The organism is Achromobacter sp. 1014246743 (assembly GCF_059760725.1).
Window position 1 is genome coordinate 48545 of the sequence record NZ_JCBANA010000034.1, and the last position, 21767, is coordinate 70311.

A 21767-nucleotide genomic window follows, 5' to 3' on the forward strand; every position below is an offset into this window, starting at 1 on the left:
GGCGACCGCCCTTTGTCGCAGACGCTGCCACAACTGTTCGTTGCTAAGAGCGGGCCCAAAATCCGAATAGGTATAATCTTTGTCGATTACCTTCGCATCGGATTTAGCGCCACGACCGCTTCGGCGTGGTCAGCAAGGGCGCGGCCGGGACTCGGTGTCTCCGTGCCGATCTCTTGGGAAGAACTGCCACAGCTGTCCAGCGGGGCCCAATGGGCCATCAACAACGTAGTCGCTGACGAACGTCCGTTGTGCCTGATCATTTGACGAGCGTGGCTTGCTTAATCAACCGACTGACATGGGTCAGGTGCGGTCTGTCATCAAGGACAGATCCCGGCCAGAGGCGGTCGTCTCGGCAATAAAGACGAACGTCCGGTTCATACCGTAAATGGTCGATAGTAAGTCAGAGAACCAAAGGTCATTGAGCAGTAAATCCTTTCGCTCGCAACTCGCCACCCTCGTTCTGACTGTTGACATACCGTGTCGGCAGACGGCCGCGAAGAACCAATAACAGATTCCTCGCGATCCTCAGTTGGGATGAGCTACAGCTGTGCGTCGTTGATCGGCGGCTTTGTGCGCACGTCGTCTCGAAGGGGGTAGAAACCGTACCTGCCGTAACCAAATATGCGCGTGAACACAGTCGGGTTCAACGTTGCGCTGGTGACGGGCTCGACCTCCTCGTTCTCTAGGACAATTATCTGCCCCAAACCGTTCCACATCGACAGCCATCTGTAGAAGCGGTCGACATCAGTGGCTGACGGAACATCCTTGACCTCGGCCGACTTCGGGTCGGCATAGGCTTTGAGCGGCGAATCGAGTACCACGACGCCCAGATGCGGCAGGCTCTCTGCCAGCGCGTTTTCCATAAGCGACACAGCGAGTGCCGACAGACAGATGCCTCGCATGCCCGCCGTGCATCATTGGAATTTCTGCCACCAACAAGGGACAGCCCCAGCGCAACGCGGGCAAAAGCTCCACTCAAAGCGCCTCCGAAGTCACGCCGTAGCGGCGTAGACCTCAACGCTGAGCTGAAGAGCAATGCGCTTCGCTTTGGGAAGGGCCTGTATAGCAGGAGCTGAACTCAGGCTGCCACGGTCTCGTCGCTTCGCAATAACCCAGCTTGCAATAAGAGCTAGGCGTTCAGCGATGTTTGAGTCGACGACGCAACACCGTTCCACGACGGCTGTGCCTACTACGCTCGGCACCGCTGCCAGAAACACGTTATTCACACAGGCAAAAAGCGGGTCAGGCGGCAGTACCTGCTCTACGACTACGCCGATGAGAAGCGAGCGGCATGGGCGAAGGTAGGCGAATATTTGGAAAGATTGCTTTCGGGAGCCGTGGTGCCGGCCGAGCTTTAGAAGCGGCTAACCGCCAAGCACCTCTACTAGCCGCGTAAAAAAAAACGAAGACCGTTCGGTCTTCGGCTGTTGGGCGCATACGGGCAAGTCTAGATCCAGCCCATATTGGCCATAGAGTGGTCGCTACCGGCCGCCACGATCACGTGGTCGACGAATGAGACATTCACCAGAGCCACAGCTTCCTTCAAGCGCCGAGTATGCTCAACCTCCGCCCTGCTCGGCTGCGATGAGCCGGAGGGGTGGGTATGGGCAATCAAGATGGAATGCGCGTTATGCCGAATCGCCGCCTTGACGACTTCGCGTCGATACACGCTAGTCTCAGAAAGCGTTCCTCTGAATATTTCGTCGTGACCTTAAACATCAACGGGGAGGAAGTCCGCCTCTTCATCAGAGTGAGACCCCTGAAAACATAATGAAAGGTAATCTCGGTCACTGCGTATCCGCCCGATGCGGGAACGTCGTATGCTCCGCTATTCCCCCTTCTGGGAAGCAGCTTACCTGCGATGACTACAAATGCGCATCATCGAGCAAATGGCAATGAGCTTGTGATCCGCTTGGGTTGCTTGGACACTTCGATCTTAGTGATCGACCTATCGCCGTCCGCCGTGTTCCGGCAGGTTAACCGCCAAAAGGATCGAGTCGAACACCTCGTGTGCGCGCCGCATGCTGGACTCGGACTCCGGTTCGAGCCACAAATAGCTGTAGTAATACATCCCCAGCATTGCCTTTAGCCGATCTCGCGAGAACGGCGGAAACACGCCCGCTTCCTCTCCCTCAATCAACGTCTGCTTCCAGATCCTTTCGTATTCCGCATGGATGGCAAGCACCGCCTGGCGGCGATCGTCACCAAGGGATAGCGTCTCTCTGAAGCAAACCGCAAGCTCGTTGCGGTGCTCGCCAATCACTTGAATGAGGTCCTTGCCAAGGCGCTGGAGACGTTCTTTGGGATCTGGAATGTCCTTCTGCGCCTGCCGCGCCATTTGCAGCAGTTGAGTGACGTATTGCCGACAGATCTCATCCAGCAGAGCTTCCTTGCTCGCAAAGTAGTGATAGAAGGCCCCGCGGCTCAGCCCCAAATTGTCGCAGAGTTCAGCCATGCCAACGGCGTGAAACCCACGCCGGGCAAATAGCGAAGCAGCGCCGGTGAGTATCCGGAGCCGATTGGCCAAAAGTTCTTCCTTCGTCTTGTTCACCCGCACCTCTGACTGCGTGATCCGCGCACGGCACAAGTGTAACGAAGATCAGTCTAGGCCATGCGGCGTCAGGCATGTACACTTGCCAAGCAAACCGACCGATCGGTCGGTCTGTTTTAGATCAAAAAAGAGAACGATCTTTCTGCCATGACGAGGAGACAACATGAAGAACCCACAAGTGCGAGAGGATGCTGCCGGGGCTGGAATTCAGCCCACCCGTGGGCGCCGGAATTTTCTCGCACGCACCACAGTCGTCGCATCTTCGATAGCGGCGCTTGGCTTTACTGACGCTGCCAGGGGGCAAACCGCGCCGGCGGCCACGGCAGCGCCATCCAATCTTCCTCCAAACATTCCGAGCTGGTCCAAGGCACTCGGGGCGCCCACCGCGTCGCCCTACGGAAAACCCTCGAAGTTCGAAACAAAGGTAATTCGGAACATGTACCCCGGGGTGAAGGAGCCCATGTCGGCGTACAGTACTTCCCCACTGCAGGAGTTGGACGGCACTATCACCCCCAATGGCCTGTTCTATGAACGTCACCATGCAGGCGTTCCTGAGATCGACCCGGCTGAGCATCGCCTCATGATTCACGGGCTGGTGCGTAATCCGATGATTTTCGACATGCAGGAACTTCGCCAGTTTCCCAGCGTAAGCAAAATCTACTTCCTCGAGTGTTCCGGCAATCCTTCATTCTTGCCGCCCTATGGAAAGACTGCCGCCGAAGTGTCCGGTCTGGTGAGTTGCGCAGAGTGGACCGGCGTACCACTCAAAACGCTGTTGGAGCATGCCGGCCTTGATTCCAAAGCCAAGTGGGTCGTCGCGGAGGGTGCCGATGGCGCGGGCATGAACCGCAGCATCCCACTCGAGAAGTGCCTGGACGACGTGCTTGTTGCCTATAGCCAGAACGGGGAGCGCTTGCGTCCAGAGCAGGGATATCCGATCCGGCTATTTGTTCCGGGCTTCGAAGGCAACATGAGCATTAAATGGTTGCGACGGCTACATGTCACCGCAGAGGCCGGATACACCCGCGAAGAGACAGCAAAGTACACCGACCTCATGGCGGACGGAAAGTCGCGCAAGTTCTCATTTGTCATGGAATGCAAGTCCATCATCACCTCCCCATCAGGAACGCATCGCCTGTCCCGGAAGGGGACGCACGAAATCCGGGGAATCGCATGGAGCGGCTTGGGCAAGGTCACGGCTGTCGATGTATCCGTTGATGGCGGCAATACCTGGTACCCCGCGGCGCTGCAGGAACCTGTTCTTTCAAAGGCGCTGACAGCATTCAGAGCCCCCTTCGATTGGAACGGGGAGGAAATGGTGATCATGAGCCGCGCCATGGATGAAACCGGTTACGTGCAACCGTCAATCGCACAGTTGATCGCCGCGCGTGGCAAGAACTCGTTCTATCACAACAACGCAATTCAACCCTGGCGGATTGCCGCAAGCGGCGAGGTGACAAATGGGCGCGCATAACTTCACTGCATACGCGCGGGCTCTGGGGCTTGCCGCGACACTTTGGGCTGGCTCGACATACGCCGACTACGAGGGCTTGGGCCGGCACCTGACCAAGGAAGAGTTGGCCGGCTGGAACATCGACATCGCCATTGACGGCAAGGGTCTTCCCCCCGGACAAGGCACGGTCATGCAAGGCGAGAAGGTCTATCAGACTATGTGTCTGGCATGCCACGGCTCGCAGCTCGAAGGGGGACTTGGTCCCGCATTGGCAGGCGGCAAAGGATCCTTGGCCACCGCGAAACCGCTGAAGACGATTGGCAGCTATTGGCCCTACTCCACAACGCTATTCGACTACATCAGACGTGCAATGCCGTTCCAGTCGCCACAGTCGATGTCCCACGAAGACATTTACAGCGTCACGGCTTATCTACTTTACAAGAATGAAATCGTCTCGGCGGATGCCAAGCTCGATGCCTCAAACCTTGCGGCAGTGAAGATGCCCAACCGGGACAACTTTTACGTCGATGACCGCCCGGACGCGAAGAACCCGCGTTGCATGAAGGACTGTTTGCAAAACGAACAATGAATACGTCCAAAACCACAAACGTGAATTAAGGAGTCATCCTGTGAAGTTCAATAAATATGCCGTCTGCGCGATACTCGCGCTGGGGTCCGCCTCGGCAATGGCCGCGGATTGCGCCGTGGAAATCACAGCCAATGATCAGATGCAGTTCGGTGCCAAGGAAATTTCGGTGCCAAAAAATTGCAAAGAGTTCTCTGTGACGCTGAATCACACCGGAAAAATGCCGAAGACGGTCATGGGGCACAACTGGGTGCTTACGGCCGCCAGCGATATGCTGGGCGTCGTGACTGACGCTATGTCCGCCGGGCCTTCCAACGAATATCTCAAATCAGGCGACGCACGGATAATTGCCGCCACGAAGATGCTAGGCGGCGGCGAAAAGGACACCGTTAAGGTGGATATGTACAAGCTGGCCAGCGGCAATGACTATGCGTTCTTCTGCACCTTCCCCGGCCACTCGGCCATCATGAAGGGCCGGTTCGTACTCGCTCAGTAAATAAGACCAGGGGCGTCTAAACGCCCCTGGTCCCGAGCTTTTCAGGACTTTCTCCCTGCCTCGCAACCAGGACACTACGCTTTTTCCCCGCCAAGCGTGGATATCGACGCACCCGCAAGCACAAATCAACCAGGTCAACGCTCCGTGCCACGGGCATGCTTTCTCATACCAAGGCCACTCCCTTCAACATGCTCAGCACAGGAACAATCAGCTGAAGCGCGCCAGTTGTCATGGCCTTGATGCGTGTCCGCACCCATTACCACGAGAGACACACTCACACCCCTAGCCTAGGGCCCCTGGGAGTATGTTTTCCCAGGGTCGATCACCCCTACTGCCATTTGCGGCGCTCCAATGCCGCAGCGTGCGGTGGTGCATTGTCGTTCGTGCCCTGTTCACGCTCAGGCATTGTGTTGGTAAACCGGGTAGTCCGTATACCCCCTGGAGCCAATAACGCCGTAAAACGTCGAACGGTCTGGCTCGGTCAACGGCCACCCATTTTTCATCCGCTCCACCAGGTCTGGGTTAGAGATGAAGTGGGTGCCGAATGCGATTAGGTCGAGTTCTCCCTTTACCAACTCGGCTTCGGCAATTTCTTGAGTGAAACCACCCGCACCAATCAGCGTGCCTTGGTAGGGCTTCCGGAACGACGCGCCAAAGCCAGCGGGGGTACCGGCTGCCGAAATCGTGGTCTGGTAATTCAGATGCACGTAGGCCAACTTCCGTTCATTTAGAGCCGCTGCAACGCTTTTCCAGGTCTCGGCTTCGCCTTCGAAGGCTTCCATGTCGTAGATGCGACCAAATGGAGAAACCCGCACTCCCACCTTTCCGTCTCCAAACTCCGTGATCAGTGCATCGACGGTCTCGAGCAGTAGACGCTGGCGATTCTCGATCGACCCACCGTACTGATCGGTGCGCGTATTGAGCTTGCTACTCAGGAACTGATCGAACAGGAATGCGTTGGCGGCCATCAGTTCAACGCCATCGAAACCTGCCGCCATTGCCCGCCGTGCCGATGAGGCGAAATCCTTGATGACCCGCTTGACCTCCTCAGTGGTCAAGGCGCGCGGCTTGCTCGGCAGCACCGGTCCTTCCTTGCCGGGCTCGACCCATGCGTAAACCATCGTTGTGGTCGCCGGTACTTCACCCGACGAAACTGGTGCTGCATTGTCCGGCTGAAGCGAGACGTGAGACAGCCGGCCTACGTGCCACAGCTGGGCGAAGATTTTCCCACCTTTTGCGTGGACCGCATCGGTAACTTTACGCCAGCCTTCGGTCTGCTCATCAGTGTACAGACCGGGCGTATATAGGTAGCCACGCCCCTCGTCCGATACCGGTAGTCCTTCGGTAATGATCAGCCCGGCAGATGCACGCTGTGCGTAATACAGCGCAGTCAGATCATTGGGGATATTCTCGGGTGTACGGGTACGGGTCATCGGAGCCATCACGACTCGATTGGTCAACTGCAGGCCAGACAGGTCGTAGGGTGTGAACAGCTTTCTCATGATAAGTTCTCTCGATTGAATGTGCAGTCCGAAGGAGTTGTCGCCACAATTCCAGTTAGGGGACGGGTGGGGGCTCAGCCCTCCAAAATTTCCAACTTGGGGACCATGTGAATGGCCTTGGAAAAGTTGGCGTAGTTCACTGAGGTTTTGGTCACGTTACGGTGCAACTCTTCCACCTGGTCGCGGGATCCATTGGTACGTAGTCGAACAACGTAGCTAACTTGGTCGTAACCAGGGTTGACGGTTTCATCCAAACCGAGGACGCCACGAAGATCGAGTTCGCCATCAGTTTCGATTTCCAGACTGTAAATAGTGATGCCCATTGCGGCAGCGTTGACCGCATAGCCCACAGAAAGGCATGCATTGAGGGCAGCCATCAATAGTTCCTGAGGGTTGGGCGCAGTATTCTTTCCAAGAAACTCCAGCGGCTCATCAGCCGCAATTTCAAAATGACGCTGGTATTCCTCACCGCGGATCGCGTAGCGGCTCACCGTCGCCACGGTGCGCGTCTGGTTTTCCCATTTAGTCTTGACGTTAAATTTGGCACTGCGCTTCGCAGGGTCCGTAGTTTCCGCAACCTCCTGCGTGAATGTATGGCGCCTACCCGGCCTACCGTTCCAAAACCAAGAGCATCAGTACGCTTGAAGATCGGATGCAGGGCTGTTTCATGTATTCCATGAACGCCGTCGCGTCTCCTTCAGGCAAGGCTCCCGACCTCGGCAGCGACATTTATCGGGACTTGATCACCTACATGGCCTGGCTGGCCGACGGCGCACCGGCGGGCGAAAAGATGCGCGGCGCGCTCTATCCGAAGGTGAAGAAGGAAGCGGACTATGACATCGGGCGTGGGCTGAAGGTCTATCAGCAGAACTGCGCCCTCTGCCACGGCGCCAACGGCGAGGGAACGCGCGAGGCCAGCGGCAAAATGAAGTTCCCACCCCTGTGGGGCCCAGATTCCTACAACTGGGGCGCCGGAATGGCGCGCATCGATACCGCGGCTGGATTCATCAAGGCAAACATGCCAATGGGCAAGCCGTGGTCGCTTACCGACCAAGAGGCCTGGGACGTGGCCGCCTTCATGAACAGCCATGAGCGGCCGAAGGATCCTCGTCAGACGGGAACCATAGAGCAAGCGCGCGACGAGTTCCACCCGAATGAACAAAGCTATTATGGCAAGATGCTTAACGGCAAGCTGATTGGTCAGGGCGTAGCTCAGGCTCGCTGACATGGACCTTGAAGCTGTCCGCGCCGCGGGGCGCATGGTTTTCACGGTTAACGGGCTGTGGTGCACCAGTTGCGCCATGGCCCTGCAACGGGTTCTGGTGAAGGTCCCGGGAGTCAGCTCGGCGACGGTGAACTTCACTTCCGGATCCGCGCTGGTCACGTGGCGGCCCGACGAGGTGGACTTTTCCGCCCTACAGTCGCGCGCGCTGAAGCTGGGCTACGGCCTCGCTCCGCTTGGGTCCGGCGCCGGCGATTCACTGACGCGCCAGGCCCAACGCATCCGCACGCAACTGGTCGTCGCTGTCGTATTTGGTATGTGGAGCATGCTGGGTTCGTGGGTGCTTTACCTCAATGCTGGACAGCTCGGTGAATCGGCCTCAACGATCGCGTGGCTCGCCCTGCTGGCAGGAGCGCCCGTCGTCCTGTATTCCGGGAAAGATTTTTACAGGGCTGCATGGCGTACCTTGCGCTCAGGTATTGCAGGCATCGACGCGCTCGTGACCGTCGGCGTTTGGGGCTCCATTGCCGTGTCGTTGTGGCATTTACGCATAGGCAGCGCTGAGATCTATATTGACGCGGCCACCATGCTGATTTGTTTCCTTTTGGCTGGCAGGCTGTTCGAAGCACACGCCAGGCAAGAAAGCCGCGCCGCCCTCGATGCGTTGCGTCAGCTCGCGCCGGAGGTCGCCACCCGGGCCGCCACGGACGACAGTGACGAGTGCGAAGTGATGTTGGACCAGATTCGCCCTGGCGAGCTGATCCTCGTCCGTGCCAATGAACGGGTTCCCGTGGACGGCACAATCACCGCCGGCACCTCGGCACTGGATTGTGCGCTGTTAACGGGAGAATCTATGCCCGTGCGGGTCCATCCAGGAGACGTGATTCTGGCTGGTTCGATCAATCTAAGCAGTCACATGATTGTGCGCGTGGATGCCGCAGCCGGCGCGCGCCGCATCGACCTGCTCGGACTTCGAATGCTGGAGCTGTTTGGTGCGCGCCCATCGCTTTCGCAAACAGCGGAAAAATTTGTCCGCGTTCTCCTGCCGACGGTGTTTCTTGTCGCGGTGGCCGCCTTCCTGCGCTATCTGTGGATCGGACTGCCGGCGGACCGGGCCGCGCTTGAGGCGTTGGCTATCCTGGTTGCCGCGTGTCCGTGCGCGGTAGGAGTGGCAATGCCGCTTGCCTACATCCTTGCCAGTCAGCGCGCCGCCGACATTGGGGTGCTTTTTCGCGACCCCGTCAGCATGGAGGGTCTGGCGCACGCCAAGATAATGGCTTTCGACAAGACCGGCACGCTTACAAGCGGCGCGATGTCCGTCGCCGACGTCGAATGTACAGGCGAGTATTCGTCAAGCCAGATCGTTGCCCTTGCCGCAGAAGCCGAAACGACTGTCAACCACCCAATCGCGAATGCCTTACGGGCCCATGCCATATTGGCGCCACCTCCATGCGGCCCCTTCCGGAACCATGCGGCGTATCCGCAGGGCGTGGCCATGACTGACAACGCGGGGCGCCGCATTCGAGTCGGCGCCCGAGCCTGGTTGGAAGCAAGCGGCGTATTGGATCTTCCAGCAGATGCGCCCGGCTCCGTCCATGTGTCCATAAATGAACGGTGCATCGGGATGATCCAGATGACCGACACGCTCAGGGCCGATTCACAGGCTGGTCTGCACGCCCTCAAGCAGCAAGGATGCGCTCTGTGGCTGATTACCGGGGACACCGCTCACGCCACTCAGTCGCTGGTCGACGAGGTCGGCCCCGTCTTTGAGCAGATTCATAGCGGCGCCTCGCCCGAAGCCAAGGCTGAGTTCGTAGCCCGCGAATCCCGACCTTTGGCGTTCGTGGGCGATGGCGCCAATGATGGGTTGGTTCTGGCGAAGGCAGCTTGCGGCGTCGCTATTCCTGGTGCGAGCACCGTCGCGGCTGCCGCAGCGGGTGTTGTCATCACGCAGGGCGGCCTGTCCCAGTTAGTTGCGACCCGCTGGATCGCCAAACGTGCAATGCGCGTCGCCAAACAGAACCTGTTCTTTTCGATTTTCTACAACATCGCCGTAGTCATCGCCTTCTTCGGCGCTGGAGTAACACCTTTTGCCGCAGCGATCGCCATGTTGCTCAGTAGTGCGTCGGTGTTCTTAAATACCAGCAGGATCGCGTTGCGCTCGCTACCGGCACCCACGCCCTCCCCGTCCCTATCCACCATCCATCGTCAGGCGCCGCATTAGCTCTTGAAGGAGAGGCAAAGTTGAATTGTCTACGTCGCACACAAACACTTTCCATGTCCGTGTAGCCCATGGTTCGCCCGGCATCAACACACAGATGCCATTCACATCTACCAAGGCGGACGGAAAATCACACTTCCCTACACACTTGCACGCGCGCACGCACGCACCAACAGAATGAAAGATGCAACGCCGCCTGATTGGATTCTGACGTCCGGCAGCTAATCCAGGGCTACAGCAGTCTTCAAAAAATATGAATAGCTGCGCCCAACTGCTGCGGTACGAAGGGTCTCTTCAAGGCACGACAGAAAACCATCCTGGCGACCTGGAACGCCAAATCGACAAAGGGTCGCCCAACCAGAAGCTGGTGTCCCGAAATCGAGAGCCTACGCATGTGATCCCAATTTTCGGGATGGACAGATAGCTCGACCCAAGGCTAAACCTGGACGGCCTCGATCTTCTCAAGCTTCCGATATAGAGTCTTTCGACTTATCCCGAGCATACGCGCGGCTTCAGAAATATTCCCATTTGCCTCACCAATCGCGCGCCTAATGGCAACTAGCTCTATCTCAGCCAATTGGCGCAAGTGGGCCTGAGCGGGATACTTTGGCGGGAACTCGGAGGCAGACCCAAGCGCCTCCGTGATGTCGATTGCGTCAGCAAATTCATCTGGCAAATGCTCCATGGTGATCGGATTGCCCGGGCCAGCCAACGCGACGGCCGTACGAAGCAACATTTGCAATTGCCGGATATTTCCAGGCCACTTCGCTCGCTTGAAGGCTTCCATCACCTCAGGTGTTATTTCTACAGGAGCCCCGCCACCCTCGGCTTCGGCTGTAAGCTTCACAAGCCTAACTAGATCTTCTCGCTCCCGCAAAGCTGGCAAATGGACGCGCAATCCATTCAATCGATAGTAAAGATCCTCACGAAATCGTCCTTGTCGAATCTCACTATGCAGATTACGATGTGTAGCACAGATTAGAGAGAAGTCCACCCCAATAGGCTTTGTGCCACCGAGTGGAAACACTTGACGCTCCTGCAGGACTCTTAAAAGTCGACCTTGTAACTGGAGAGGCATGTCGCCGATTTCATCGAGAAAAAGCGTTCCTCCGTTGGCCTGAACTATTCTCCCGACACTCCCGCGTCGTTTGGCCCCAGTGAAAGCCCCCTCCTCGTACCCGAACAGCTCGGACTCAATCAACCCCTCTGGAATAGCAGCACAATTAACGGCCACAAATGGGCCTCTCGCGCGCGGGCCGCTGTTGTGAAATGCACGGGTAAACATCTCCTTTCCTACGCCAGACTCGCCCTCGATCAATAGAGGCAAATCAAGGCCAATAATCCGTTGCGCCTTCTCTATAGAGCGTCGCACCTGCGAATCGCCGGTATCCAAATCGGCTAATTTCAGCTCGCCAACTTTTGGACGCGAAGGTACCAAATTCGGTCGCAATGCAGATTCGCCGAGCGGAACAAGCGCTTGCCCATACGTTGAACCTCGACAGTTCCAATCAACAAAAACTCGGCGCCCATCAACAAGCGTCAGCTGCACCAATTCTCGCGCGACATTATCCACTCTCTCTCGAGCGATCTGGAAAGGAGTCAAAAATATATCGCTAAAACGAAGGCTTGAAGAGTCAACAGAACTCAGCCCGAGGTAATTCCTCGCCGACGAATTGAGACCTACCAAACCCCCGTCTTCTGCAAAGACCGCAATACATTGCTTGATCGTTTCGATGTTATTTTTTTCCGGGTGAAAAATTAACACGTTTTTTCCGAACATTTGCCCAATTAACATACGATTTTCCACTAGCAGTGCTGCTGTGCGAATAAAGCCAATGGTATGCAGTTGATTAGACTCACATTTACTAAGAACGGCCAAAACACCAGAAATACTTCCTTGGTGATCGAATATCGGAACCGCACAGGTAGAGTAAGATTGGAGCACCTCCAAATAATGTTCATCTTGATGAACACATATGCCGGCACGTTCAATCAAACAAATACCTATGGCATTCGTACCTCTTTTGGCCTCTGACCAACAAGTTCCGGGTTCAAACAACGAATCGCCATAGGGATCCTGCAATTTGCTATCAGATCGACTGAATAGGATTGTGCCATCTGGGCCCGTAACCGCGATCGCACTACCAGTCCCTTCAACCAACTCATAGGCATTATCGACCGTAGCCGCCGCATAAGTCAGAAGCGTATGGGATTTTTTTATGGCCGCATTTAGACGACATGGCGAATCGAAAGAAGTTGTATCCATCCGACTCTCACGCCCCGCTACGCCTTCGCACCGCGCGTGCGATTTGGAAATGATTGTTCGCCAGAAATCATTTCTGCTCATCCGCAGGTCAGATTGGCCCATTGCTGCCTCCATTTATTTACCCAACTCGAAGTGACAAGCTCGACGACATCACGCGCTTTTGGGCGGTTCTACGCCAGCCCTTCTCCTATCAACTTATAGCCCAAGCTGCAGGTAGATACAAATAGGACTTACGCGGTGTCACGTGGAGTTATTGCAGCGCCGTAGCTGAAATGAAGCCTCCCATGCAGACCAGAAGCACGAACGCCGCCCTGCGCAAGAGCACATCGGGCAAAGAGGGAGGGAAACGGGCGAACAATGCTGACACAGCGATCACCACCGGCATCGACCAAAGCGACAATTCGACGGCGTCAAGGGGAATCTCAGCCTGACCTGCTACTGCAATTAACCGAAAGATGGACATCAGACCGAACACCGCGAGCAGCGTAGCCCTTACGACTGCTATCGACAGCGGTTGCCGATAAAAAAGGAATACGACGGGGGGGCCTGGAATACTGTAGAGTCCCCCGAACACTCCTCCCATCAGTCCATAAAATACAAATTGATACGACGGAGAACGCAATGAGCGTGGCTTAGGATTTACGCACATAGTGACGCCAGCCCCGACGATAAGTAGACCTAGGGCAAGCTGAACATAGCCCGCATATGCCTCACCCAGATTACCCAGCAGCCATAAACCCGCCACGGCCCCAGGAACAATCCCGGAAAGAGTAACTAAAGCTAGGCGGACGTTTATGGCGTGCCAGCTTTTCCGCAAAGCTAACACTACATTGGTGACCATCAGCACATTGATCACTAATGCCGCAGTTGCAAGCGAGCTCAGGTCAAGCAAAATCACGCCGCCAAGCGCAAAAATGCCTAGTGCGAACCCCGTTAATGCTTGTAGATAGCTTGCAACTGCCACGACAACAAGAAATGTTACTAGCGTGGAGGTAGTCATGGATGGATCTCTTGTTATAGCTCGATCCTCGACGACGGGGCATCATCAATTACTGGATCACAGGTGGTCGCGTTCCCGTCGGTGCAAAGAAGGCGTGAACGTCAGACGCGAGGCATCCATTCGATAAAGCATCGGCACCAGAAGTCTGGTGCCGATGCAACGTCAAAAGGATCTTATCTACTTCGCAAAACTTCCAACACCACCCGCCGAAGCGAACCTTTTCTTGACAGCGGATTCAGAAGAAACGCACATAAGTGACCAGCAGCCGAGAATTGCAGATACTGCCACCAAAGCAGATATGGGCCAAGTGCCAAAGTGCTCTAATGCAGCGGTAGCGAACATTGGTACCAACCCGCCAATGATCGTCGCGATTTGACTCCCTAGAGAAATTCCGGTGTAGCGCAAGCGCTCCGGGAAAAGTTCGCAATAAAATGCAGGCAGTGCGCCCCACGCTGCCCAAAGAGGAAAAGCCAACATAACCATAGACAACCACAGCCATTTCGTCTCGGCGAGGTCAGCGACCCAAAAGAACGGGAAGGCCATCGCAATCATTAGTGCAAATCCGACAAAGAACACTGGCCGCCGGCCGATCTTATCTGATAACGAACCCGCCGCGAGAATCACGAGAGTTAGAACCGCATTAACGATGACCACTCCCAAGAGTAGGCTAGAACGGTCTACTTTCAGCACGCTGGTGCCGTAATAAATGAGAAAAACCCAGACAGTGTAGAAAGGCACCGTGATTGCACCAAGGTATATGGCCGCGGTATGATAGATCTCTTTAGAATGATGGCGAAGAACGTCTCCCAAAGGAAACTTGGCGATTTCCCCTGCCTCGCGAAGTTTTTGAAACGCCGGAGTCTCTGTCACTTTCAGCCGAATATAGAGACCGGACGCAAGCATAAGAACGCTCGCGATAAATGGCACGCGCCAACCCCACGATAAAAACTGTTCTTGCGAGAGGAAGTACGAGCATACGAACAGAACCACCGTGGCAAGTGCCAAGCCGATAGTTGCGCCCATTTGAACAACGCCGCCGAAGAAACCTCTTTTCTCAGGGGGCGAATATTCCACTGCCATAAGCACAGCTCCGCCCCACTCCCCGCCTAGAGCGATCCCCTGCAAAAATCTACACACCGTGAGTAGGATCGGGGCCCAAATCCCGATTTGTTGGTACGTCGGCAGCAATCCAATTGCAAATGTTGCTCCCCCCATGATTGAAAGCGAGGTGATCAACATTGCCTTGCGACCAATCTTATCGCCAAAATGACCGAAGACCACACCACCCAATGGCCTGGCCACGAAACCCACCGCTAACGTCGCAAAAGCCGCCAAAGTACCGCTTACCGACGAGTATGTGGGAAAAAAAAGCTGGCCAAAAACAAGGGCTGCGACAAAACCGTATAGAAAAAAATCATACCACTCCATGATCGTACCGATCATGCTCGCAATCGACACACGCGTTGGCGTCACGGGCGCGTCCGATCTATGCTGCGGGCTGCTCATATTATGTCTCCAAGCACCAATCTCTAGTAATTTGATTTGGCATATAAGGTGAGGGGCGTGATTCATCCGCCCTTTTTTTCGAGTAAGCGATTGACTCAATCGTCACAACTCGACGTTTATTCCTCGATATAAACGCGCCCCTCCTCTATCTCGACTTTATAGGTTTCTAGTGGCGCTTCGGCGAGGCCAACTGGATCTCCCGTCGATACATCCCACTGCCAAAGATGCTGATGACACGTGAGAAGTTGTCCATCAAACAACCCTTCATCCAAGCAGACATCTTGATGAGGACAAACACTCTGACATGCGTAGATGCTGGAGTCGGAGCTTAGAAGCAGAATGCGGCGCTGTCCCTCAAGGTCAAACGTCTTCATCCCCCCATCGGGGACATCCGCCACCTGGCATATAAATTTTCGTGCCATAAATTGATAACCTCAACTAAATTTGTCGTAAGCAATATTTTTCGCGTCAAACTTGGCACCAATAACTAGGTTACGGATTGCGGCATCTACCAAGGGGGTTGGGCCTGCCAGATAGGCCTGCAAGTTGCGGTATCTCCCTTCCATATGCTTGGCAGCCACTTCATGAATTAACCCGGTATCAAAGACCAGTTCAGGATAATCAGCACAATCCTCGCCGCTGGCAGCCCCCTCGGAAAGTCCAACTACAATTTCGAGGTTCTTTCCGTTATGACGCTTGAATTCCGTAAGCTCTCGGAGAAAAAATGCATCGCGCATACTGCGCACCCCGAAGAACCAGTAACCCTTAAATTGTTCGAAGTAACGTTCCTGACTTGCCCGGTCCAAAATGGACATCATGCCCGCGATGCCGCTTCCCCCAGCAATGCATAGGATGTTCCGCTTCATGCTTGGTGTGAAAACTGCTCGACCAAGTGGCCCCATTACCTCCACGCTCTTCCCCAAAGGGTTCCCGGAAAACAACGCACTAGTCAATTTTCCACCAGGCTTTTTCTTCGTAACGAAAGTTAGCTCCTTAGTATTCCTAGCGAAATTCACCATTGAATACGCACGCGCGCCCTCCGTCCCATGAAAACTAACTAGAGCGAATTGGCCAGCGTTGAAGTCGATCGGCTGGGCGAGCTCTACCGTCCACAACGCTATATCCGGCGCAACAATTTCCCAACGGCTAACTACCCCATCCAACGTAACGGGGTAAAGTGCTCCTATGTCGGACCGATACACAAAATCCGACACTTCTATCTCACAGTCCCCCTGTGGGATGCATTGACAAAGAAGAATTTCATTCGTCGCAGCATTAAGCTTGGATTTTCCAGGGGCATCGGGCCACTTATCCGTAGACTTACCAGACAGGACCCGTGCCTTGCATGTGCCACAAGTACCTGTGGCACATGCATACGGAAGATCCAAGCCGCTACCAAGTGCAGCGATCAAAATGCTTTGATCAGGCCGCCCATCAAGAACGTGAGAGCCATTCCTAGCTTGTATCTTGAGCTTCATAATCGGTGGAGCCTCAAAATGGGACGTGATAGCCCTTACCAAGCATGCGGGTATGCAGCCGCACCTCCCGGTCTAACAGGAGAGGTCCACCTTGAGTAATTCGGACTTTATCCAGATACTCGCCGATAGCCACCAGTGAAGTCTCGCCCCCTTCGTGTTCTGTCCTAAAGACCTGAAGCGTCGACCTCACGCGGTGCACGTCGCCGTCTTCTGTGCCAGATACATTGCAAATGCTGAAATGACGAGTGAGGGGGGTGCTATCCATGTTTTGCTTGGGCAACAAATCGATCATCGCCCTCATACTTTCTTTGTCTTTCTCGAGCCATACCATGTCCCTTCTGATTTCAGGACTGAACACCGAGATGCGATACTCGAAAGCCGGGTCACACAACTCCAGATAACGCTTGTAATCGGTTTTATCAAGGTGCAGACACAGCTGCGCAAGTAACTCGCGAATGCTCTTTTCCAGTTCCATACCATTTAATCCTATTAACGACAGCTTTTTATCGATCCGCCTGTGCCGCGCGCGCAAACGGATTGGACGCATCACGCCCAAGCCGCTTACCCCATTCCTCATAGAAATGTCGCATACCTACCTCGTCGTGGATTTTGTTATTTTCCACACGCGCATGAAGGACCATCGGTGCTTCAGAGGGATCTGACAGTGCGCGACCCTGCCCGAACGTACCCATCAGGTCCTCGGGCACGTTTCGTCCAAACGGCCCCCAGATAGAGTTGTGATGACGGACACGAGCCGCGCGCTCTTCTGGCGTGTCTGCTTTCAAGCCCAAGCCCCGATATTCAATGTAGAGTTTGTTCGGTCCCACGGGAATTACCGTATCGATTCGCATCGCCGGCGATCGAATGTTGTACGTAATTCCAGGAAAAAGGTCGACCAATGCCCAGCGGTTGGGTCCCAGCCCTGGCCACCCCAACGATTGCGCTTCATGCCCCTTCATGGCGTCATACTTGAGCAGCATGTCGGTGACCTGCGCATGCCCACCTTCGAAAGTGCGAAATTCGCGGTCGAAATATCCGGGTTGCAGCATGCCCGTCACTCTGTTGTGGTAATGCAGATAGTCGTGATAAAGCTCACTGTTCGTGTCATGCCACATTTTGAAGTTGCCCTCTACAACCGCGCGGTTATAGTGGAATACCTCCAAGGGTTCCGACAACATATCCTTGAGCGGATCAAGGGCACCATTTAACGTAGCAGCAAGAGGCGCAGCGTTGTCGTCCACGTTCACCCAAACGAATCCGCCATAGGCTACCTCCGACCTAAACTCTCGGAGTGAATAGTCGCAAGCCTTCACGCGGTCCTGGTAGCCATCCTTTTGCCTTGGAATATCAACGCAATTTCCTCGAGCGTCAAAAGACCAAGCATGGAAAATACAAGTGATTCGCTTTGGACCACCGGCCGGAGAAGGATTCTTGATGGACCCGGCAGCGTCATAAATCAGCAAATTTCCGCGATGAGGGCAGATATTATTGAACGCGTGGATTCGATTCTCATCATCGCGGATTACGATGATGTTATGGCCACCAGGATGCTGATAGGTGCGATAGTCGAACGGTTCGGGCAGCTCGCTCTCGTGGCAGGCGATTAACCAACACTTGTCAAAGATCTCCCTCTGTTCTTCTTTAAATATGGTCTCGTCCGTATATACCCTTGGGTCAACATATTGCCCCGACGGCAAATCGGGCTTTTTCGTCCACTGAATGTGATTACGTGCCATTCTCTTCCTTCCTTTGATGAACGTGTTGTTGTGGTTCGCCCTTCAATCGAAGCAATAACTGTGCCAGCCCCGCATTCTCAGTTTTTCACTCTTGATGCCGCGTCCACAAGCGAACTGCTGCTTGAGGCGGGTGGGACAAACTGACACAGCACCTGTGTCACGAAGACACAGGCATGTACCACAGCCGCAGCTATTTAACGGTTGCGCGCCTGGGCTCTAGCTAGCCAAACAGAACTGAGGCGCCCGACGCGCGACGCTTCGCCTGCCCTGGCACAGATTTTGCATGTGAAGGACTGCCAGATCTTTGCGTCCACGTGGACTCAGAGATAGGTGACGAGCATATAAATCTGAACAATGCTGCGGATATATCCTGCATTACGAGCAGCAGCCCCGCTTCGTAGGCGCGGGTCTTGAGTAGCAATCACTTCCACTGGAGAGACAATGAGTAAGCTGTATAAAAACTTCGTGAACGGCGCATTCGTCGCGCATCCGCCTGAGGCTGTAATTGAGGTTTTCAACCCCGCCACCGAAACGGTGCTGGCCGAGGTGCCGAACACAAGCTCGCGAGATGTTGATGCTGCCGTCGATGCTGCACGCCGAGCGCAAGTTTCGTGGGAAAAACTTCCCGCGATTGAACGAGCGAATTACCTCCGGAGAATTTCTGCAGGGGTTCGCGACCGCGCAGACGAACTCGCCAACGTCATTGCACAAGAGCAAGGCAAAGTAATGGGACTCGCCAAGGTAGAAGTCGCATTCACTGCCGACTATATCGACTACATGGCCGAATGGGCTCGGCGGATCGAAGGTGAAGTCCTCACCAGTGATCGCGCAAATGAATCGATCTTCTTGCTACGTAAACCCATTGGAGTCGTAGCTGGAATTTTGCCGTGGAACTTCCCATTCTTTCTGATTGCTCGGAAAATGGCGCCGGCGTTGGTAACGGGTAACACTATCGTAATAAAGCCGAGCGAAGAAACCCCTCTCAACGCATTCCTCTTTGCGGAAATCGTCGAGAGTGCCCAGCTTCCCCCTGGGGTCTTTAACTTGATTGGCGGAAACGGCGCAACGGGCGGGCAACTTGCCGCGCATCCGCAAGTGGACTTGGTCTCATTCACCGGTAGCGTAGCGACCGGTAAGCGCATCATGCACGCAGCGGCGGCAAACCTAACCCGGGTCAATTTGGAACTGGGCGGCAAGGCACCCGCGATCGTATTGGCTAGTGCCGACGTTGATCTGGCGGTCAATGCGATCTACCAATCCCGAGTCATCAACACCGGCCAAGTCTGCAATTGTGCTGAGCGCGTCTATGTTGAGCGGGCCGTGCATGAGGAGTTCGTAGAAAAAATCTCGCGCAAGATGAAAGCGACTAAATTCGGCGACCCCATGGTTGACGACGCCTTGGACATGGGGCCCCTAGTTAGCAAGGCACAACTCGAAAGGGTCAAAGCTGCAGTGGACCTGGCGATTAAACAAGGAGCGATACCCGTCACGGGCGGCCAAGTAGCTTCGACGACGAGAGGCCATCACTTCGAACCAACTGTCCTCGTTGAATGCAATCATGAGATGGACATCATGCGGCATGAAACCTTTGGGCCCGTTCTGCCCATCCAGGTTGTCGAAAATTTGGACGAGGCAATTGCTTTCGCCAACGACTCGGACTACGGGCTAACGTCTTCAATTTTCACACGCGACATTAACTCCGCGATGCAAGCGTGCCGAGAACTGAAATTCGGTGAGACCTACATTAACCGCGAACATTTTGAAGCAATGCAGGGTTTTCATGCGGGGCGCCGGAAATCGGGTATTGGTGGAGCTGACGGCAAACACGGCTTATACGAATTCATGGAAACACACGCAATTTACCTCCAAAGCTAACACATGTGTTGCTCGCCTTGGAAACTTCCATTCCTTGGCGGGTACCTCGCTTTCGCCAAAAACGCATGCCCACTGATTAGACCATTCTCCGGCCCTGCCATTGGCTTCAGGGCTCTATCTATCGAGAGCGCCCGCATAGGGCGTCTCCGCCCGCACCCGCACCACTCATCAGAGCCGAAATGCCCGCATATCCCCGTTCCATCGTTACTTGTATTGAAGACCTCCGGATCCTCGCCGAACGCAGGGTTCCCCGCATGTTCTACGACTATGCCGATTCTGGGGCGTGGACTGAGTCGACCTACAAAGCCAACCAACAAGATTTAGCAAAAATCAAGTTTAGGCAACGGGTCGCGGTCGACATGAGCGACAGGATGCTCAATACGCGAATGGCGGGATTCGACACTGCAATGCCCGTCGCGCTCGCGCCAGTCGGTCTTACAGGAATGCAATATGCGAACGGCGAAATACTCGCTGCGCGTGCTGCAGCTAGATTTGGGGTCCCATTCACTCTCTCAACTATGAGCATCTGCTCCATAGAAGACGTGGCTTCGCACACCGAAAAACCCTTTTGGTTCCAACTTTACATGTTGCGGGATCGAAATTTCGTCGAAAATCTAATCGAGCGAGCGCGGGCAGCTCGTTGTTCCGCGCTCATGCTGACGTTAGATTTGCAAATTTTGGGACAAAGGCACAAAGATATCAAGAATGGGATGAGTGCTCCGCCCAAAATGACGATTCGAAACATATTGAATCTGGCGACAAAGCCGAAATGGTGTCTTGACATCTTGCGCACGAAGCGAAGGACCTTTGGGAACATTGTCGGCCACGCGAAAGGGGTAAGCGATCTATCTTCCCTAGGGTCCTGGACAGCGGAGCAGTTTGATCCAAAGCTCGATTGGAAAGATGTCGAATGGGTCAAAAAGCTTTGGGGTGGAAAGCTAATTCTAAAAGGAATTCTAGAGCGCGAGGATGCGCTGCGCGCGGCGGACTTAGGCGTCGAAGCGATTGTGGTGAGCAACCACGGAGGCCGCCAGCTCGACGGCGCCGTATCCTCGATTAGCGCGCTCCCGGCAATAGTCGACGCTGTAGGAAGTAAAACCGAAGTTTGGCTTGATGGAGGTATTAGATCAGGGCAAGATGTGCTTCGCGCTGTAGCCCTTGGAGCAAAAGGAACACTACTGGGCCGTGCTTTTATTTACGGACTGGGCGCGCAGGGGGAGAAAGGCGTCAGTAAAGCTCTACAGATAATCGCTAATGAACTCGACATCAGCATGGCGTTTTGCGGGCGCAGATGCATAAGCGATGTTGACAACAGCATCCTAGTGACGGGCACATACCCGTGTATCACCAGCGCGAGCTAGCAAGACGAATTTTCAATGCAAGGGAAAATTGCAAGCAGGCTAATAATCCATTTTTGAGGCATTTCACAGTTGGTGCACCTACTCCTAGAAGCCTTAGCATTTCCCCTCGCGCCAAGACAGCATGAAGAAATTTGGAAAACTCGCCCAGCGTTGACCGAAACGCTGGTGCGGGCGTCTCCACCGGCAGCTTAGCGGCTGAGATACGGGCGGTGGGGCTTACCACTATTGGTGCCCGCTACTACTGTCCCTGGTCGAAACTTCGGCCGCGCCCAAATGCCGTTGCACTTGTAGATAGCGGCTCAGCTAGTCAAATTAGATGCAGATTGCCCCTCCAATGTCCGGCGCGGACTGCCCTCAAGCGACTTGGAGCACGGAGGCGCATCAGGGTGACCTGCTCCCCGTGATTAGTACGAAATCGATGTAGAGTCCGTTCCCAAAGGAATGGCAATGAAGAAACGATTCACGGAAGAACAAATCATCGGCGTGCTCAAGGAGGCCGATGCGGGTGCCAAGC

At 54.9% G+C, this 21767-nt stretch carries 18 protein-coding genes and 2 pseudogenes; 8 read left to right on the forward strand and 12 right to left on the reverse strand.

Annotated features, from left to right (window positions below; translation table 11 throughout):
* Positions 1-12: 12 nt before the first annotated feature.
* Positions 13-228 (forward strand): annotated as a pseudogene (ligD, locus tag AC6LJ2_RS15905) (non-homologous end-joining DNA ligase LigD); the annotation flags it as partial.
* A 311-nt stretch (positions 229-539) separates the two neighbouring features.
* Here the strand turns inward: ligD and AC6LJ2_RS15910 are convergent.
* From AC6LJ2_RS15910 to AC6LJ2_RS15920, 3 genes are all read right to left on the reverse strand, one after another.
* Positions 540-863: a hypothetical protein gene (locus AC6LJ2_RS15910; protein WP_156337445.1), complete on the reverse strand. Its 324-nt coding sequence runs from the start codon at positions 861-863 to the stop codon at positions 540-542.
* A gap of 584 nt (positions 864-1447) precedes the next feature.
* Positions 1448-1699, reverse strand: coding sequence for a JAB domain-containing protein (locus tag AC6LJ2_RS15915; RefSeq protein WP_082401246.1), 252 nt, complete (start codon positions 1697-1699; stop codon positions 1448-1450).
* Positions 1700-1948: 249 nt separating this feature from the next.
* Positions 1949-2551, reverse strand: coding sequence for a TetR/AcrR family transcriptional regulator (locus tag AC6LJ2_RS15920; RefSeq protein ID WP_181953351.1), 603 nt, complete (start codon positions 2549-2551; stop codon positions 1949-1951).
* A 163-nt stretch (positions 2552-2714) separates the two neighbouring features.
* Here AC6LJ2_RS15920 and soxC point away from each other — a divergent pair, with 163 nt between their 5' ends.
* From soxC to azu, 3 genes are all read left to right on the forward strand, one after another.
* Positions 2715-4025, forward strand: a complete 1311-nt coding sequence (gene soxC, locus AC6LJ2_RS15925; RefSeq protein WP_054457882.1) for a sulfite dehydrogenase — start codon at positions 2715-2717, stop codon at positions 4023-4025.
* Positions 4012-4593, forward strand: coding sequence for a c-type cytochrome (locus AC6LJ2_RS15930; protein WP_498151720.1), 582 nt, complete (start codon positions 4012-4014; stop codon positions 4591-4593). The genes soxC and AC6LJ2_RS15930 overlap by 14 nt, the downstream gene beginning before the upstream one ends.
* 97 nt (positions 4594-4690) lie before the next feature.
* Complete coding sequence (azu, locus tag AC6LJ2_RS15935) at positions 4691-5086, forward strand: azurin (RefSeq protein ID WP_054457959.1); 396 nt, start codon at positions 4691-4693, stop codon at positions 5084-5086.
* A gap of 398 nt (positions 5087-5484) precedes the next feature.
* Here the strand turns inward: azu and AC6LJ2_RS15940 are convergent, their stop codons facing one another.
* Positions 5485-6588 (reverse strand): alkene reductase, encoded by a 1104-nt coding sequence (locus AC6LJ2_RS15940; protein WP_498151721.1) that lies wholly within the window; start codon positions 6586-6588, stop codon positions 5485-5487.
* 74 nt (positions 6589-6662) lie between these two features.
* A pseudogene (locus AC6LJ2_RS15945) lies at positions 6663-7178 on the reverse strand (OsmC family protein); the annotation flags it as partial.
* Between AC6LJ2_RS15945 and AC6LJ2_RS15950 the strand changes: the two are divergent.
* Together AC6LJ2_RS15950 and AC6LJ2_RS15955 are read left to right on the forward strand one after the other, a co-directional pair.
* The gene (locus tag AC6LJ2_RS15950; RefSeq protein WP_082401248.1) at positions 7178-7813 is read left to right on the forward strand and encodes a c-type cytochrome; all 636 of its coding nucleotides are present in this window, start codon (positions 7178-7180) and stop codon (positions 7811-7813) included. The pseudogene AC6LJ2_RS15945 and the gene AC6LJ2_RS15950 overlap by 1 nt on opposite strands.
* Before the next feature lies 1 nt (position 7814).
* Positions 7815-10034, forward strand: a complete 2220-nt coding sequence (locus tag AC6LJ2_RS15955) for a heavy metal translocating P-type ATPase (protein WP_082401249.1) — start codon at positions 7815-7817, stop codon at positions 10032-10034.
* A 433-nt stretch (positions 10035-10467) separates the two neighbouring features.
* Here AC6LJ2_RS15955 and AC6LJ2_RS15960 read toward each other — a convergent pair whose 3' ends face one another.
* The 7 genes from AC6LJ2_RS15960 to AC6LJ2_RS15990 form a co-directional block, all read right to left on the reverse strand.
* A complete protein-coding gene (locus AC6LJ2_RS15960; protein WP_181953352.1) occupies positions 10468-12399 on the reverse strand; it encodes a sigma-54-dependent Fis family transcriptional regulator in 1932 nt (643 codons plus the stop codon).
* Positions 12400-12547: 148 nt separating this feature from the next.
* Entirely contained in the window at positions 12548-13297 is a 750-nt protein-coding gene (locus AC6LJ2_RS15965; protein WP_082401251.1) for a sulfite exporter TauE/SafE family protein, read from the reverse strand.
* A 177-nt stretch (positions 13298-13474) separates the two neighbouring features.
* Entirely contained in the window at positions 13475-14740 is a 1266-nt protein-coding gene (locus tag AC6LJ2_RS15970) for an MFS transporter (protein ID WP_498151722.1), read from the reverse strand.
* A 179-nt stretch (positions 14741-14919) separates the two neighbouring features.
* Positions 14920-15225, reverse strand: a complete 306-nt coding sequence (locus AC6LJ2_RS15975; protein WP_082401252.1) for a Rieske 2Fe-2S domain-containing protein — start codon at positions 15223-15225, stop codon at positions 14920-14922.
* 12 nt (positions 15226-15237) lie between these two features.
* On the reverse strand, positions 15238-16281 hold the full coding sequence (locus tag AC6LJ2_RS15980) for a 2Fe-2S iron-sulfur cluster-binding protein (protein WP_082401253.1): 1044 nt from the start codon (positions 16279-16281) through the stop codon (positions 15238-15240).
* A gap of 13 nt (positions 16282-16294) precedes the next feature.
* Complete coding sequence (locus AC6LJ2_RS15985) at positions 16295-16756, reverse strand: aromatic-ring-hydroxylating dioxygenase subunit beta (protein WP_054457889.1); 462 nt, start codon at positions 16754-16756, stop codon at positions 16295-16297.
* A gap of 28 nt (positions 16757-16784) precedes the next feature.
* Entirely contained in the window at positions 16785-18017 is a 1233-nt protein-coding gene (locus AC6LJ2_RS15990; protein WP_082401254.1) for an aromatic ring-hydroxylating oxygenase subunit alpha, read from the reverse strand.
* 441 nt (positions 18018-18458) lie between these two features.
* On the opposite strand from AC6LJ2_RS15990, the gene aldA reads away from it, so the two are divergent.
* Complete coding sequence (aldA, locus tag AC6LJ2_RS15995) at positions 18459-19892, forward strand: aldehyde dehydrogenase (RefSeq protein WP_054457891.1); 1434 nt, start codon at positions 18459-18461, stop codon at positions 19890-19892.
* 179 nt (positions 19893-20071) lie between these two features.
* Entirely contained in the window at positions 20072-21253 is a 1182-nt protein-coding gene (locus AC6LJ2_RS16000; protein ID WP_054457892.1) for an alpha-hydroxy acid oxidase, read from the forward strand.
* The last annotated feature ends 514 nt before the right edge of the window (positions 21254-21767 follow it).

What these genes read in the sequence shown, in the direction of transcription:
- AC6LJ2_RS15910 (WP_156337445.1), bottom strand. Translation starts at nt 863, where the DNA reads ATGGAAAACGCGCTGGCAGAGAGCCTGCCGCATCTGGGCGTCGTGGTA.
- soxC (WP_054457882.1), top strand. Translation starts at nt 2,715, where the DNA reads ATGAAGAACCCACAAGTGCGAGAGGATGCTGCCGGGGCTGGAATTCAG.
- AC6LJ2_RS15930 (WP_498151720.1), top strand. Translation starts at nt 4,012, where the DNA reads ATGGGCGCGCATAACTTCACTGCATACGCGCGGGCTCTGGGGCTTGCC.
- azu (WP_054457959.1), top strand. Translation starts at nt 4,691, where the DNA reads ATGGCCGCGGATTGCGCCGTGGAAATCACAGCCAATGATCAGATGCAG.
- AC6LJ2_RS15940 (WP_498151721.1), bottom strand. Translation starts at nt 6,588, where the DNA reads ATGAGAAAGCTGTTCACACCCTACGACCTGTCTGGCCTGCAGTTGACC.
- AC6LJ2_RS15950 (WP_082401248.1), top strand. Translation starts at nt 7,178, where the DNA reads ATGTATGGCGCCTACCCGGCCTACCGTTCCAAAACCAAGAGCATCAGT.
- AC6LJ2_RS15955 (WP_082401249.1), top strand. Translation starts at nt 7,815, where the DNA reads ATGGACCTTGAAGCTGTCCGCGCCGCGGGGCGCATGGTTTTCACGGTT.
- AC6LJ2_RS15960 (WP_181953352.1), bottom strand. Translation starts at nt 12,399, where the DNA reads ATGGGCCAATCTGACCTGCGGATGAGCAGAAATGATTTCTGGCGAACA.
- AC6LJ2_RS15965 (WP_082401251.1), bottom strand. Translation starts at nt 13,297, where the DNA reads ATGACTACCTCCACGCTAGTAACATTTCTTGTTGTCGTGGCAGTTGCA.
- AC6LJ2_RS15970 (WP_498151722.1), bottom strand. Translation starts at nt 14,740, where the DNA reads ATGATCGGTACGATCATGGAGTGGTATGATTTTTTTCTATACGGTTTT.
- AC6LJ2_RS15975 (WP_082401252.1), bottom strand. Translation starts at nt 15,225, where the DNA reads ATGGCACGAAAATTTATATGCCAGGTGGCGGATGTCCCCGATGGGGGG.
- AC6LJ2_RS15980 (WP_082401253.1), bottom strand. Translation starts at nt 16,281, where the DNA reads ATGAAGCTCAAGATACAAGCTAGGAATGGCTCTCACGTTCTTGATGGG.
- AC6LJ2_RS15985 (WP_054457889.1), bottom strand. Translation starts at nt 16,756, where the DNA reads ATGGAACTGGAAAAGAGCATTCGCGAGTTACTTGCGCAGCTGTGTCTG.
- AC6LJ2_RS15990 (WP_082401254.1), bottom strand. Translation starts at nt 18,017, where the DNA reads ATGGCACGTAATCACATTCAGTGGACGAAAAAGCCCGATTTGCCGTCG.
- aldA (WP_054457891.1), top strand. Translation starts at nt 18,459, where the DNA reads ATGAGTAAGCTGTATAAAAACTTCGTGAACGGCGCATTCGTCGCGCAT.
- AC6LJ2_RS16000 (WP_054457892.1), top strand. Translation starts at nt 20,072, where the DNA reads ATGCCCGCATATCCCCGTTCCATCGTTACTTGTATTGAAGACCTCCGG.